The organism is Bradyrhizobium sp. SZCCHNS1050, from assembly GCF_032484785.1.
Taxonomy (GTDB): domain Bacteria; phylum Pseudomonadota; class Alphaproteobacteria; order Rhizobiales; family Xanthobacteraceae; genus Bradyrhizobium.
Map to the genome: position 1 here is coordinate 3,442,449 of NZ_JAUETR010000001.1, position 13,576 is coordinate 3,456,024.

13 protein-coding genes are annotated in these 13,576 nt (G+C 67.3%); 6 read left to right on the forward strand and 7 right to left on the reverse strand.

Features of this window, described 5'->3' with window-relative positions:
- The first annotated feature begins 9 nt into the window (after positions 1-9).
- Together QX094_RS15545 and QX094_RS15550 are read left to right on the forward strand one after the other, a co-directional pair.
- Complete coding sequence (locus QX094_RS15545) at positions 10-1,782, forward strand: N-acetylglutaminylglutamine amidotransferase (RefSeq protein ID WP_315752170.1); 1,773 nt, start codon at positions 10-12, stop codon at positions 1,780-1,782.
- A 20-nt stretch (positions 1,783-1,802) separates the two neighbouring features.
- Complete coding sequence (locus QX094_RS15550; RefSeq protein ID WP_315752169.1) at positions 1,803-3,059, forward strand: carboxylate-amine ligase; 1,257 nt, start codon at positions 1,803-1,805, stop codon at positions 3,057-3,059.
- Here QX094_RS15550 and QX094_RS15555 read toward each other — a convergent pair.
- The 3 genes from QX094_RS15555 to QX094_RS15565 form a co-directional block, all read right to left on the reverse strand.
- On the reverse strand, positions 3,043-4,248 hold the full coding sequence (locus QX094_RS15555) for an amidohydrolase family protein (protein ID WP_315752168.1): 1,206 nt from the start codon (positions 4,246-4,248) through the stop codon (positions 3,043-3,045). The two genes, QX094_RS15550 and QX094_RS15555, sit on opposite strands and share 17 nt — an antisense overlap.
- Positions 4,249-4,360: 112 nt before the next feature.
- Positions 4,361-4,993 carry an alpha/beta hydrolase gene (locus tag QX094_RS15560; protein WP_315752167.1) on the reverse strand — a complete coding sequence of 211 codons (633 nt, stop codon included), beginning with the start codon at positions 4,991-4,993 and terminating at the stop codon, positions 4,361-4,363.
- Positions 4,990-5,928: a ring-cleaving dioxygenase gene (locus QX094_RS15565; protein WP_315752166.1), complete on the reverse strand. Its 939-nt coding sequence runs from the start codon at positions 5,926-5,928 to the stop codon at positions 4,990-4,992. The genes QX094_RS15560 and QX094_RS15565 overlap by 4 nt, the downstream gene beginning before the upstream one ends.
- Before the next feature lie 131 nt (positions 5,929-6,059).
- Between QX094_RS15565 and QX094_RS15570 the strand changes: the two genes are divergently transcribed.
- The 3 genes from QX094_RS15570 (at position 6,060) to puuE (ending at position 8,836) form a co-directional block, all read left to right on the forward strand.
- A complete protein-coding gene (locus QX094_RS15570; RefSeq protein WP_315752165.1) occupies positions 6,060-6,965 on the forward strand; it encodes a LysR family transcriptional regulator in 906 nt (301 codons plus the stop codon).
- 81 nt (positions 6,966-7,046) lie between these two features.
- Positions 7,047-7,403 carry a hydroxyisourate hydrolase gene (gene uraH, locus QX094_RS15575; protein ID WP_315752164.1) on the forward strand — a complete coding sequence of 119 codons (357 nt, stop codon included), beginning with the start codon at positions 7,047-7,049 and terminating at the stop codon, positions 7,401-7,403.
- Positions 7,404-7,408: 5 nt separating this feature from the next.
- Complete coding sequence (gene puuE, locus QX094_RS15580; RefSeq protein WP_315713681.1) at positions 7,409-8,836, forward strand: allantoinase PuuE; 1,428 nt, start codon at positions 7,409-7,411, stop codon at positions 8,834-8,836.
- Here the strand turns inward: puuE and QX094_RS15585 are convergent.
- Both QX094_RS15585 and QX094_RS15590 read right to left on the reverse strand, forming a co-directional pair.
- On the reverse strand, positions 8,827-10,179 hold the full coding sequence (locus QX094_RS15585; protein WP_315752163.1) for an amidase: 1,353 nt from the start codon (positions 10,177-10,179) through the stop codon (positions 8,827-8,829). The genes puuE and QX094_RS15585 overlap by 10 nt on opposite strands.
- On the reverse strand, positions 10,166-11,359 hold the full coding sequence (locus QX094_RS15590; RefSeq protein ID WP_316188011.1) for an MFS transporter: 1,194 nt from the start codon (positions 11,357-11,359) through the stop codon (positions 10,166-10,168). Before QX094_RS15590 ends, QX094_RS15585 begins: the two co-directional genes overlap by 14 nt.
- 29 nt (positions 11,360-11,388) lie before the next feature.
- On the opposite strand from QX094_RS15590, the gene QX094_RS15595 reads away from it, so the two are divergent.
- Positions 11,389-11,730 (forward strand): hydroxyisourate hydrolase, encoded by a 342-nt coding sequence (locus QX094_RS15595; RefSeq protein WP_315752161.1) that lies wholly within the window; start codon positions 11,389-11,391, stop codon positions 11,728-11,730.
- Positions 11,731-11,894: 164 nt separating this feature from the next.
- On the opposite strand, the gene QX094_RS15600 is transcribed toward QX094_RS15595, so the two are convergent.
- Positions 11,895-12,710 (reverse strand): ABC transporter permease, encoded by an 816-nt coding sequence (locus QX094_RS15600; RefSeq protein ID WP_315752160.1) that lies wholly within the window; start codon positions 12,708-12,710, stop codon positions 11,895-11,897.
- Complete coding sequence (locus QX094_RS15605; protein WP_315713686.1) at positions 12,707-13,576, reverse strand: ABC transporter permease; 870 nt, start codon at positions 13,574-13,576, stop codon at positions 12,707-12,709. The genes QX094_RS15600 and QX094_RS15605 overlap by 4 nt, the downstream gene beginning before the upstream one ends.

Below are 13,576 nucleotides of genomic sequence, written 5' to 3' on the forward strand. Positions count from 1 at the left end.
TGATCCGCGATGTGCGGCATTTGTGGTGAAGTCAGGATTTCCGGACAGCCCGCGCTCGCGGCGCTCGGCCGCGTCAACGATGCGATGCAGGCGCGCGGTCCCGACGCCACTGGCCTCTACGTGCAGGGCGGAATCGCGCTGGGCCACCGTCGTCTCAGCATTCTCGATCTATCAGCCGCCGCGCAGCAGCCGATGATCGATGCCGCGCTCGGCCTCGGCATCGTGTTCAATGGGTGCATCTATAATTTCCGCGAGCTGCGCGCCGAGCTGCAGGCGAAGGGCTATCGCTTCTTCTCCGACGGCGATACCGAGGTGATCCTCAAGGCCTATCATGCCTGGGGCAAGACCTGCGTTCAGCGCTTCAAGGGCATGTTCGCCTTCGCGCTGTGGGAGCGCGACAGCGGACGCGTCGTGATCGCGCGCGACCGTCTCGGCATCAAGCCGCTGTACTACACCGAGGGGCCAGGCTTCCTCCGCTTTGCCTCGTCCCTGCCGGCGCTGCTCGCCGGTGGTGATGTCGACACCTCGATCGACCGAACGGCGCTGCATCATTTCTTCAGTTTTCACGCCGCCGTTCGGGCGCCGCGTACGATCCTCAATGGCGTGAAGAAGCTCGAGCCGGCGACGTTGCTGACGATCGAGCCCGATGGAACGCAGCGCCGCGAAAGGTACTGGCAGTTCAGCGTCGGCGCGTCGCGCTCTACCGATCGCGCCATGAGCCAGGAAGAATGGTCGGATGCATTACTGGACGCGATGACATCGGCGGTGGACCGTCGCCGCGTCGCCGACGTGCCCGTCGGTGTGCTGTTGTCGGGCGGGCTGGATTCGTCGCTGCTGGTCGCGCTGCTGTCCAAGCTGGGACACGAGGACATCCGCACCTTCTCGATCGGCTTTGACGCTGTGGGCAAGCACACCGGCGATGAATTCCACTACTCCGACATCATTGCACGGACGTTCGGCACCAACCACGAGCAGATCAGGATAGGCGGCAACCGCGCGCTCGACGCCTTGCCCCATGCCATCGCGGCCATGTCCGAGCCGATGGTCAGCCACGACGCGGTCGCATTCTATCTCCTGTCGTCCGAGGTCGCCAAGCGTGTCAAGGTGGTGCAGAGCGGGCAGGGTGCGGACGAGGTGTTCGGCGGGTACAGCTGGTATCCGGGCTTTCTCTCGGCCAACGATCCCGTTCAGCAATATCAGAATGTCTATTTCGACTGGACGCATTCGGATCTGCAGCGGCTGCTGGCGCCGGAGTGGCTCGGCGGCGACGAGAGCCTGGCATTCGTGGAGCGCTTCTTCGCAGCTCACGCTGGCGCTTCGGCGGTGGACAAGGCTCTGCAGATCGACACCGAGATCATGCTGGTCGACGATCCCGTGAAGCGGGTCGACAACATGACGATGGCGTTCGGGCTGGAGGCCCGCGTGCCGTTCCTCGATCACGACGTGGTGGAGCTCGCCGCGCGCATCCCCGCCGAGCTGAAGGTGAAGAGCGGCGGCAAGCACATTCTCAAGGAGGCGGCACGCCGCTGCGTGCCGGCGGAGGTGATCGACCGTCCCAAGGGATACTTTCCGGTGCCGTCGCTGCGCTATCTGCGCGGCCCGTTCCTCGACTATGTCCGGGACGTGCTCAACGACGAGAAGGCGCGCGCACGCGGCCTCTACCAGCGCGACCTTATCGACCACATGCTGCAAAACCCCGAAGCCGAGATGAGCCCCAAGGGACATTCGCGGCTGTGGCAGGCGGCCCTGCTCGAGGCATGGCTGCAGACTCACGGCATTTGACGTCTGACAGGATTGATCACATGGGATTGGATCCACGCATCTTGGAGAAGCTGCGGCTCGGCCTGAGCGATGACGAGCGTCGTCTGGTGATCCGCTCGGCCACCGGCAGCGAGGAAGTCACGGAATATTCGTTCGGCATCGAGGAGGAGTACTTTCTCGTCGATGCGCAGACGCGCGATGTCGCGATCCGCACGCCGGACGATCTGTTCGAGGCCGCCAACTGGTCGACCGGCGGGCAGGCCATGCGCGAGATGCTGCAGGCGCAGCTCGAGGTCGCCACCAACGTGCATGTCGATGTCGGCGATGCGCGCGAGGAGCTGAAATTCCTGCGGCGTGAGGTTGCCAGCGTGGCGAGTCAGTATGGCCTGACCATTCTGGCCTGCTCCACGCATCCGACCGCGACGTGGCGCAGCTCACAGCCGAGCCCCAAGCCGCGCTACGCGGAGATGATGGAGGACCTCCGCATCGTCGGCCAGCGCAACATGCTGTGCGGCATGCACGTGCATGTCCAGTTGCCGGACCCGGACCTGCGCTTCGCGGTGATGCGGGCGATGCTCCCTCACATCCCGGTGTTCGTCGCGCTGTCTGCGTCCTCGCCGTTCTGGAATTCGCGCGAGACCGGCCTGAAGGGCTATCGGCTCGCCGCCTATGACGAGCTGCCGCGCAGCGGCCTGCCCGAGCTCTTCACCTCGAAGCAGCAATATGATCGCTATGTCGCGGCGCTGACGAAGTCCGGCGTGATGCCGGACGAGAGCCATGTCTGGTGGGCGATGCGGCCGTCGCTGCGGCATCCGACCTTGGAGTTGCGTGCGCCCGACGTCTGCACGTCGGTGGATGACGCCGTGGCGATTGCCTCGCTCTATCGCGCTTTGGCACGCTACCTCTATCTCAATCCCGATCTTGCGGAGAGCGTCGGCAATGTCGAGCGCGCGATCGCGGTCGAGAACAAGTGGCGGGCGCAGCGCTATGGCACCGACTGTCTGTTCGTGACCGAGGACGGTCCCGTGACGGGCCAGGAGATCCTCAACCGCATGATCGCGGATGTCGCACCGCATGCGGAGGCTCTTGGATGTCTCGCCGAGGTCGAGCACTGCCGCATCATCATGCAGTTCGGCAGCTCGGCCGACTATCAGCTGCAGGCCTATCGCGAGTCCGGCGGACAATTGTCGGCCGTGACGCGCTGGATCGAGTCCGCGACGGTGTCGCGCGCCGAGCCGCCGCGCTCACAGGCACCGGTCGAGCCGGCACAACGACGCGGGCCTAGGTCGGCTGCCTGATCACACGGCCGTCGCGCGCGATGAGGCGGCCGTCCTTGTAGACTGAGCGGCCCTTTGGCACGGCGACGACGGCCTCCGGCACGTGCTCGGCATCGAGGGTGATGAAGTCGGCCCGCGCGCCGACGCGCAGGCCGTAGTCCGCAAGCCTCAAGGCCTTGGCGCCGGCCTCGGTGACGAGGTCAAAGGCCATCCGCAACTCGTCATCGACATAGAAGCCGGAGCGATAGCCGACCATCATGGCGCGGTTCAACAGATCGCCGTCGCCATAGGGCCACCAGGAATCGCGGATGTTGTCGTTGCCGCTGAACACGGTGACCCCCGCCGCGCGCAGCACCGCCACCGGCGGGAAGGGCCGCGCGCCCGGAGCGTTGGTCATGATGGCGACGCCAGACGCCGCCAGGACGTCGGCAATCTTCTTCAGCGGGTCAGCAGGCAGGTCGCCGAGCGCGTAGGCGTGGCTGACCGCGACGCGCCCTTGCATGCCGAGGGCGCGCGTGCGCGCCGCGATCTGCTCCAGCTCGAACAGGCCGAGCATGCCCGGATCGTGCAGATGGATATCGACATCGACGCCGTGCTTGTGGGCTGTGCCGAACACGACGTCGAGATGCCTTTCGACGTCGCGGTCGAAGCTCGCGGGGTCGAGCCCGCCGACGAGGTTGGCGCCGAGCCGGATGGCCTCGTCGAGCAGCTCGGGCGTGCCCGGGCTCTTGAGGATGCCGCTCTGCGGAAAGGCGACGAGCTGGATCTCGATCAGCTCGCGATACTCGTCGCGGACGCGCAGGATCGTTTCCAGCGATGTGAGGCCGACGGAGCCGTCGACCATCACATGGCTGCGCATCCGCGTGGTGCCGTGGCCGATGCAGAGATCGAGCTGGTTGCGGGCGCGCACGTCCATCGGCGCCGCCGCCGCCATGTTCTGCGCCTGGAACGTGACGCGCTCATGCACGTCGAAGCCGTTGGTGCACGGCTTGTGCGGCTTCCAGGCATCGCCGTAGAAGCTGGTGTCGAGATGGATGTGGCCCTCGACCAAGCCTGGCACGAGCAGCGCGCCGCCGAGATCGATCACCTCGCGCGCCTCTGGGCGCTCGGTCTCAGCGAGAACACCGCTGATGCGGCCGCCGTCGACCGTGATCGCATGGCGCGCGCCGCGGTCGAGCCGCGCATTGATGAACAGCTTGTCGACGGCCATGCACGATCCTTCCCATCCATCCGCCAGCATCGGAGCCGCCGGAGGGGCGGTCCGATGCTGGTGCCGATGAGACCACATTCTTGGCGAGGAGCCGCGACAGCCGCAAGCGTCTTCAGGCGGCGATCGCCTGCGGCAGTCCGGCGAGCCAGTCGCGCGCCAGCGTCACATCCGCCTGCGACAATTGGTGCCCCGCCGGAAGCGTCGTGTGGGTCACGTCGGCGCCGGCCTCGGTGAGCTGCGTGCACAGCTTCGCCGAATTGCTGGCGGGTACGATCGGATCAGCGAGCCCCGACAGCATCAGCACCGGCCGGCGCGCGAGCCTGGCGGCCGGAGGATGCGCCAGCGGCACCATGGCGCGGAACAGCACTGCACCGGTCAGCGCTTCCGGCTGCAGCAGCAGCAGCGCGGCGGCGATGTTGGCGCCGTTGGAGTAGCCGACCGCGACCGGCGCTCCGATCCCGTAGTGCTGACGCGCCTCGCCGACGAAGGCGCCGAGCTCCAGCGCGCGCCGGCGGACGTCGTCCTCGTCGAACACGCCCTCGGCAAGCCGGCGGAAGAAGCGCGGCATGCCATGCTCGAGCACCTGTCCGCGCGGCGACAGCAGGGCGGCGCCGGGCGACAGCGTGGCGCCGAGCGGCAGCAGATCGTTCTCGTCGCCGCCGGTGCCGTGCAGGAGCAGCAGTGGGGCTGCTCCCGGCGTGTGTCCCGGCTGGAAGCGGTGGGTGAAGGACAATGCCACGGTCATGATGCGGCCTCTTCGAGGTTGGGCAGCACGCCTTCGATCTGCTTGCGGTGCGATTCGAGGAAGGCGGGCAGCTTCAGGTTTCGTCCGAGCTCGGCGACCGGCTCGTCGACCGCGAAGCCCGGGATATCGGTCGCGATCTCGAACAGCACCCCGCCTGGCTCACGGAAGTAGATCGAGCGGAAGTAGTTGCGGTCCTTCTGCTCGGTCGGATGCAGGCCGTGGCGATCGACCAGCCGCTGCGCCATCACGCCCTGTGCGGCGTCATCGGCGGCGCGGAAGGCGATGTGATGCACCGACCCGGCGCCCTGCGCGCCGCGCAGGAAGCCCTTGGCCTCGTAGATGTCGACCACGCTGCCCTGCGCGTCGCCCGGCGCCTTGAAGCGGATGACCGAGCCTTCGCGGCCTTGCTCTGCAAAGCCGAACACATCGGTCAGCACGGCGGCGGTCTTCTCGGCGGAGTCGAGCAGCAGGGTCACGCCGTGGAAGCCGCGGATCGCGTGCTCGGCCGGAATGTCGCCATTGCTGCAGCCGGGCTCGTTCTCCGCGCCGGGGACGCCGACCAGCGCGAGCGCCATGCCGTCCGGATCGGCGAACGGCAGCACGGATTCACCGAAGCGCTTCTCCAGCGCCTCATAGGCGATGCCCTTCTCGGTCAGGCGCTGCGTCCAGTAGCCAAGGGAGCGCTGCGGCACCCGGAACGCGGTCTGGTGGGTCTCGCCGACGCCGCGGCGGCCCGGCCGCACGCCGGCCCAGGGGAAGAAGGTCAGGATGGTGCCGGGGCGGCCGGTCTCATCGCCGTAGTAGAAATGATAGGTGCCGGGATCGTCGAAATTGACCGTCTTCTTGACGAAGCGCAGGCCGAGGTCGCGGGTGTAGAAGCCGAAATTGCGGATCGGATCGCCGGCAATCGCAGTCACGTGGTGCAGTCCGGGCATGTGGGTCTCCTGTCGATGGGCCGCCGAAAGGGCCGTTGATTTCCTGGGCACAATATTGGCCGGCTTTGATTTGGAGACAATCCGTGCTCTTGTGACGTCTCTGTCTACGATTTGGCGACAATGGCGGGCCTATGGACAAGCTGAGCAGCCTGCGGGCCTTCGTGAAGGTGGTCGAGAGCGGCAGCTTCGCCGAGGCCGGCCGGCAGTTGCGGCTGTCGCGCTCGGCGATCTCGAAATATATCGGCGAGCTTGAGCAGAGCCTCGGCGTGCAGTTGATCGTCCGCACCACCCGCCATGCCAGCCCGACCGAGACCGGCCAGCTCTATTTCGAGCGTGCAGTCTCGATTCTCGCCGAGCTCGACGCCGCCGATCAGGCCGTCAGCCAGTCGCAGGCCGCGCCGCGCGGGCTCTTGCGCGTCAATGCGCCGATGTCGTTCGGCACCATGCGGCTCGGTCCCGTCGTCGCCGATTTCATGGCCCGCTATCCCGAGCTGCAGTTGCAGATCGTGCTGAGCGACGACCTGCTCGATCCGGTCCAGGACGGTTTCGATGTGACCTTGCGGATCGCCGAGCTGGAATCGTCGAGCCTGGTGGCGCGGCGGATCATGCCGGTGGAGCGCGTGATCTGCGCCGCGCCGGCCTATCTCGCGCGGCACGGCACGCCTGGCAGCCCGGAGGAGCTGCGTCGTCACACCTCTCTCACCTACGGTTTCCTGCTGACCGGCAATCAGTGGAAGCTCACCGGCCGCGACGGCGACCACTGGGTCCAGCCGGCGTGGTCGTTGTGCGTCAACAATGCCGAGGTGCTGCGCGACGTTGCCATCAGGGGACAGGGCATTGCGCTGATCCCGCGCTTCATTGCGGCGGACGCGCTCGAGAGCGGCGCGCTGACCGCGATCCTCGCCGATTACGCCGCGCCGCCGCTCGCGCTGTATGCGATCTATCCGCCGACGCGGCACCTCTCGGTGAAGGTGCGGCTGTTCATCGACTTCCTGGTCGAGCGCTTCGGCAAGGAGCGCGACGTGACCAGCCCGTAGGCTGAGACTGAACTGCAAATCGCCTCGAACCTTTAACCTGGCGCTGATAGTGTTCCGAACCGGCAGCAGAGGGAACGATGCATGGGGCGGCTGAGCACGCATATTCTGGATACAGTCAGGGGCAAGCCCGCGGCCGGCGTCGCGATCGATCTCGATGTCCTCGAGCCGGACGGCTCCTGGCGCCGCGTCAAGCAGGTCCGGAGCAATGCCGACGGGCGCACCGACCAGCCGGTGCTGGCGGACGATGACTTCGCCACCGGCACCTACATGCTGACCTTCCATATGGGAGCTTATTTCAAGGCCCATGGCCTCGCCTTGGGCGACCCGCTGTTTCTCGATCTGATCCCGCTCCGCTTTTCCGTCGCCGATGCCGGCGCGCACTATCATGTGCCGCTGCTCGCGACGCCCTGGAGCTACCAGACCTATCGCGGGAGCTGATCCGGATGAGTGCTGACGTCTATCCGCGCGACATGGTCGGCTACGGCCGCACGCCGCCGCATCCGCGCTGGCCCGGCGATGCCCGCATCGCGGTGCAGTTCGTGATCAACTACGAGGAGGGCGGCGAGAACAACATCCTGCACGGTGACGCCGCCTCCGAAGCCTTCCTGTCCGAGATCGTGGGCGCCCAGCCGTGGCCGGGCCAGCGCCACATGAACATGGAATCGATCTACGAGTTCGGCTCGCGCGCCGGCTTCTGGCGGCTGTGGCGGATGTTCACCGCGCGCAAGCTGCCGGTGACGGTGTTCGCCATCGCGAGCGCGATGGCGCGCAATCCGGATGCTGTTGCTGCGATGAAGGAAGCCGGCTGGGAGATCGCCTCCCACGGCCTGAAATGGATCGACTACCGCGATGTCCCCGAGGTCGACGAGCGCGCCGATATCGAGGAGGCTATCCGGCTCCATACCGAGCTGACGGGCGAGCGGCCGCTCGGCTTCTACCAGGGCCGCACGTCGGAGCGCACGCTCGACATCGTGTTGAACGAGCAGGGCTTCGTCTACAGCGCCGATTCTTATGCGGACGAATTGCCGTACTGGATCGCAGGGCCGCACGGCCCGCAACTGATCGTGCCCTATACGCTCGATGCCAACGACATGCGCTTCGCCACCCCGCAGGGCTTCAATTCCGGCGACCAGTTCTTCGCCTATCTGAAGGACAGTTTTGATACGCTCTACGCGGAGGGCGCGGAGAGCCCGCGCATGATGTCGGTCGGGTTGCACTGCCGGCTGGTCGGCCGCCCCGGGCGCGCGGCCGCGCTGGCGCGCTTCCTCGACTACATCACGGGTCATGACAAGGTCTGGGTCGCGACCCGGCTCGACATCGCGCGGCACTGGATCCGGACGCATCCGCCGGCCGGCGCGTGGCGGCCCTCGCAGATGTCGCGCGTGCTGTTCGTGGAGCGCTATGGCGACATCTTCGAGCACTCCCCGGAGATTGCCGACCGCGCCTATCGCGCCGGCCTGTCCGCATTCGACGACGCCGCGGACGCGCTGCATACGACGCTCATGAACGTCGTCCGCGCCATGAGCCGCGACGAGAAGCTGAAGCTGATCCGCGCCCATCCGGAGCTCGCCGGCCGCGAGGCACTGGCGGGTGAGATGACGAACGACTCGATCGGCGAGCAGGGTCGGCTCGGCTTCACCTCGCTGTCGCGCGCCGAGTTCGAGCGCGTCGCCGACATCAACCGCCGCTATCGCGACAAGTTCGGCATGCCGCTGATCGTCGCTCTGGCGCTGCACGCCGACCGCCCCTCGGTCATCGCCGAGATGGAGCGTCGCATCGGCAACGACCCGGACAGCGAGATCGCCAACGCCATCGACCAGATCGGCCACATCACCCGGGCCCGGCTGGCGAAGAAGTTCGATCAGGACTGAGCAAGGATCCGCTCGGCGTCGGCAGCGACATCGAGCAGCAGGCGGTCGTGGCCGCGGGCCGCGATGAGTTGCAGACCGAATGGCAGCCCGTGAACGTTGGCGCCGCAGGGGATCGAGATCGCCGGCACGCCGGCGTGATTGGCGTAAGGCGTGAACACCGCATGCGCGCGCGGGCTCGCCGGCTTGCCGCCGATCTCGGACGGGCCGAGCTGCGTGAACGGCCAGGCGACGCAGGGCACGGTCGGCGCCAGCAGCACGTCGGCCTGTGTGAAGAAGCTTGCGAAGGCCCGCGCGATCTGCGCGCTTGCCTCGAGCGCACGCGCGACGTCGGCGCCGCTCAGGCCGAGCCCGCGCTCGATCTGCTTGGCGATATCTGGATCGAATTGCGCCGGATCATTGTGGAAGGCATCGCCGTAGAGCGCGGCCAGCCCGGCATGCTGGAGCGGCATCACCGCGTCCTCGGCAAGGCCGGCCGGCCAGACGGGATCCTTGTCGACGATCGGCATGCCGCCGGCGCGGAGGCGGTCGACCGCCCGCCGCAGGCCAGCGCTGATGTCGCCATCGACCGCGACGTCCAGCCCGAGTCGCGGCGAGAACGCCACGCGCAGCGGCGTTGCATGATCCGCCGCGGCCACATCGAACGTATCAGGATCGCGCGGATCGGCGCCGGCCATGATCTCGAACGCAAGCCTGGCATCGCCGACATCGGCCGCAATCGGCGCAATCACCGAGATGCGCCAGAATGGCTCGGGGAATCCCGGGCCGTAGGCAATGGCGCCGAACGACGGCTTGAAGCCGACCACGCCGACATGGGCCGGCGGCCGGCGGCTCGAGCCCCCGGCATCGGTGCCGATCGCGAGCGGCACGAGCCCAGCCGCCACCGCAACGGCGGGACCGCCCGACGAGCCGCCGGGCGTGAGCTGCCGGTCCTGCGGATGAACGGTCGGTCCGAACAGCCGCGAGGTCGTCACGCCCTTGCAGGCGAACTCGGAAGTTGCGCCGATGCCAACGATCACGGCGCCAGCGCGGCGCAACCGCGCAATCGCGATCGCATCCTCGGGCGCGATGAAATCAGCGAACAGCCGCGAGCCCTGCGTGATGCGCCAGCCCTCGACCCAGATGTTGTCCTTGACCACGATCGGCACGCCGGCGAGCGGCATTGCTTCGCCGGCGGCCACGCGCGCATCGACGGCATCGGCCTCGGCGCGCGTTCGCGCCGGATCTGTGGTGACGACGGCGTTGAGATCATGGGCCGCGGCGATCCGCGCCAGCGCCTGCTCGGCCATCTCTCTGGCCGTGCTCCGCCGCGCCATGACGGCGCCTGCGATGTCACTCGCGCGCATGGGATCGCTCCATCAGCAGTACGGCTGTGCCTGCGGCCGCCGTCAATCCGAGCGCGACGAAGCTGCCGCCGAGTCCCACGCGGGGAGTCAGCAGCGCGACGAGCAGCGGTGCGGCGACAAGGCCCAGGAACGAGGCGGTGAGCACTGCGCCTGTCGCCTCGGCGACGCGTCCGGGCTTGGCGAGATTGGCGATCTCGGCGATGAACACGCCGTTCCAGCCGCTCGCCGTCAGCCCGAACACGATCGTGAGCAGGATCAGGATCGATCGGCTCAGCAGTGGCCCGCAGAGACCGAGCAGCATCGCGCAGATGGCCATGCCCACGCCCGCCATCAACAGCACGGCGCGCGCCGAGCGCAGGCGCGTCGCGACCACGCCCCAGCCCAGCCGTCCCATCAGGCCGGCGCCTTGCGCCGACGCCAGCACCCAGCCGGCCTCGACATGGCTCAGCGCGAGCTCTGACGTGCCGAAGCTGACGAAGCAGGTGTTGAGGATGACCTGCATGCCACTGAACGGAATCGAGGCGACGGCGAGCGCGGCCATGCGGCGGTCGGCGCTGATCAGTCGCAATCGATCGAACAGGCCGAGCCGCGGCATGGATGGCGGCGTCATGGCATAGGCCGGTCTGAGACGCTCGAAGCCGGCGAAGGCGATGGCGGCGCAGACGATCACGGCGGCATAGGCGGAGCTCGGCGCCAGCAGCACGGCGATCGGCGGTAGCAGCAGCGAGCCGACGACGGCGCCGATCTGGTTGCCGGTCTGCCGGCTCGAAAACACCATCGCGCGCTTCTCGGCCGGCACGAGCCGTCCGAGCAGCGCCGAGCTTGCCGGCGTCTCCGGTCCGACCGCAAGGCCGAGCATCAGCCCGGCCCCGAGCAGCGCCCATCCGCTCTCGAACAGCGCCAGCGACATGCCATCGCAGACGGCGACCGCGCACAGGGCCGCCACGCGCAGCGAGCCGACGCGCTGGACCAGCGTGCCGCCCCAGAACGAGGAGACGAGGCTGATGGTGAAGGCTGTGGTGGAGAACAGCGACAGTTGCTCGATGCTCAGTCCAGCGCGCGGCGCCACGACGCCCGGCGCGAACAGCGCCAGCGACACCAGGGCCTGCAGCGCGGTCATCGCAGCGACTGCAGGCCACAGCGGCGGCGCTGGCGCTGATGCTTGCTTCGCGGCTATCATGCCGCGACAACCTGATGGCGGAGCACGAAATGGCCGGTGGAATCTCGGTTCATGCGGTTGATGTGGCGAACGGGCGCCCCGCGCGTGGCCTGCGCGTCGCGATCTGGCGTGTGACGCCCGATCGCACGCTGCTCGCGGAGGGACAGCTCGGCGCCGATGGCACCCTGGAGGCGCCGGTCGTCGGGGGCGACGGCGTGACCGCCGGCGAGTATGAGGTGCTGTTTCATGTCGGCGAGTTCTTCGGGACTGGCGCTCAGACGAAATTCCTCACCACAGTGCCGTTTCGCTTCGCGATCGACAAGGTCGAGGAGCATTTTCACCTGCCGCTCAAATTCACCCCGTGGGGCTATTCGATCTTCCGCGGGGCTTAGAATTCGCCTCCGGCAAAGGTGGCAATCAGTTTCTCGTCATGCCCGGGCTTGTCCCGGGCATCCACGTCCATCCGCGATTGCCGGCCGACGTGGATGGCCGGGACAAGCCATGACGGCGCTGATGGAGACAGGCACAAGCTGGCACCGACGAGACCCGAGCGGCCCTAGCCCGTCAGCCGCTTCGACAATCCCGTCGTGCGCTCCATGATCGCCATCAGGGCCACCGTGGCGATGATCAGCACACTCGACAGCGCGGCGATGGTGACGTCGAGCTTGCCTTCGAGGTCCTGCCACATGCGGATCGGCAGCATGTCGGTGGCGGCGTCGCGCAGGAACAGCGACACCGGCACGTTGTCGAACGATGACATGAAGGCGATGAAGGCACCGGAGATGATGCCGGGGCGGATCAGCGGCAAGACGATGCGGCGGAACGTGTAGAGCCTGGAGGCGCCGAGGATCGCCGAGCTTTCCAGCAGGGTCGGCTCGAGCTGGGCCAGTGCCGCGACGGTGTTGCGGACGACATAGGGCACGCAGACGATGGTGTGGCCGATCACCAGGGTCAGCAGCGACACCGGTAGGCCGATCAGCGAGAAGAACATCAGCGCCGCCAGGCCGAAGGCGAGTGCCGGCAGTACCAGCGGCGACATGAACAACGAGTCCAGGAGCTTCGCCGTGAGCGTCTTCGAGCGCGAGATCGCCAGCGCCGCGGCGACGCCGAGCATGATCGACAGACCCGTCGACCATAGCGCGACGACGAGGCTGTTGCGTGCGGCGAACTGCAGCTGCCAGGCGTTCCACAATTCGACGTACCAGCGGGTCGAATAGCCCGGCGGCGGGAATTTCAGCGAGAAGCCGGACGTGAAGGAGACGATCACCACGACCAGCGACGGCGACACGATCAGGATCAGCGCCAGCACGGCAACCACCGTCATCACGATCTGGAAGCTCAGCGCTTCCCAGTTGCGCTGGCGCTGGCTCATCTGGCGTCTCCATAGCCGCGGGCACGCCGCCCGAGGGTCGAGAACAGCGCGACGATGGCGAGCACTGCGAACAGGAAGATGATCGAGATCGCCGCGGCGAACGGCCAGTTCTGCAGGGTCGAGGCCTGCTGGTAGAGATACATCGGCATGAACAGCATCTGCCCGCCGCCGACCAGGGACTGCGTGATGAAGGCGGTGATCGCGGCGGCATAAGTCAGGGTGCAGCCGGCGATGATGCCGGGCATCGACAGCGGCAGCATCACCTTGACGAAGGTGCGCCAGCTACCGGCGCCGAGCGAGGCCGAGGCGTCGGAGAGATTGGGATCGATGCGGCCGATCGCGGTGATCAGTGGCAGCACCATCAGCGGCATCTGTACCTGCGCGAGCGCCGCGACCAGTCCGCCTTGCGTGTAGATCATGCGCAGCGGCGTGCCGATCAGCCCAAGCGATTGCAGCACGGAGTTGATGATGCCTTGCCGGCCCAGGATCACGATCCAGGCGAAGGTGCGGACGACGACGCTGGTGAGTAACGGCAGCAGCACGATCATGATGATCAGGGTCTGCACCCGGCTGCCGGAGCGCTGGTACAGCCAGGCGATGGGATAGCCGAGCACGAGACAGGCGAGCGTCACCTCGGCGCCGAGCAGAAGCGTCGAGCCGAGCACGGCGAGGCTGAAGGGGTCGGTCAGGAATTTGACGTACTGGCCGAGCCCCCACACCGTCGCCGCGGTGTCGTTGTGCAGCGAGAGAAAAAGAAGTTGCGCCAGCGGCAGCACGAAGAAGATCGCGAACACCAGGCCCAGGGGCAGAGCAAGCCCCAGGCTGAAGCTGGTCACGTCTCCAGGTGCGGTCGTGGCGCTCTTCAT

Excerpts from the sequence above, each read along its gene's own strand:
- QX094_RS15565 (WP_315752166.1), bottom strand. The coding sequence starts at position 5,928 with ATGCCCGGACTGCACCACGTGACTGCGATTGCCGGCGATCCGATCCGC.
- QX094_RS15585 (WP_315752163.1), bottom strand. The coding sequence starts at position 10,179 with ATGCGCGCGAGTGACATCGCAGGCGCCGTCATGGCGCGGCGGAGCACG.
- QX094_RS15595 (WP_315752161.1), top strand. The coding sequence starts at position 11,389 with ATGGCCGGTGGAATCTCGGTTCATGCGGTTGATGTGGCGAACGGGCGC.
- QX094_RS15560 (WP_315752167.1), bottom strand. The coding sequence starts at position 4,993 with ATGACCGTGGCATTGTCCTTCACCCACCGCTTCCAGCCGGGACACACG.
- QX094_RS15550 (WP_315752169.1), top strand. The coding sequence starts at position 1,803 with ATGGGATTGGATCCACGCATCTTGGAGAAGCTGCGGCTCGGCCTGAGC.
- uraH (WP_315752164.1), top strand. The coding sequence starts at position 7,047 with ATGGGGCGGCTGAGCACGCATATTCTGGATACAGTCAGGGGCAAGCCC.
- QX094_RS15600 (WP_315752160.1), bottom strand. The coding sequence starts at position 12,710 with ATGAGCCAGCGCCAGCGCAACTGGGAAGCGCTGAGCTTCCAGATCGTG.
- QX094_RS15555 (WP_315752168.1), bottom strand. The coding sequence starts at position 4,248 with ATGGCCGTCGACAAGCTGTTCATCAATGCGCGGCTCGACCGCGGCGCG.
- QX094_RS15605 (WP_315713686.1), bottom strand. The coding sequence starts at position 13,576 with ATGAAGAGCGCCACGACCGCACCTGGAGACGTGACCAGCTTCAGCCTG.
- QX094_RS15545 (WP_315752170.1), top strand. The coding sequence starts at position 10 with ATGTGCGGCATTTGTGGTGAAGTCAGGATTTCCGGACAGCCCGCGCTC.
- puuE (WP_315713681.1), top strand. The coding sequence starts at position 7,409 with ATGAGTGCTGACGTCTATCCGCGCGACATGGTCGGCTACGGCCGCACG.
- QX094_RS15590 (WP_316188011.1), bottom strand. The coding sequence starts at position 11,359 with ATGATAGCCGCGAAGCAAGCATCAGCGCCAGCGCCGCCGCTGTGGCCT.
- QX094_RS15570 (WP_315752165.1), top strand. The coding sequence starts at position 6,060 with ATGGACAAGCTGAGCAGCCTGCGGGCCTTCGTGAAGGTGGTCGAGAGC.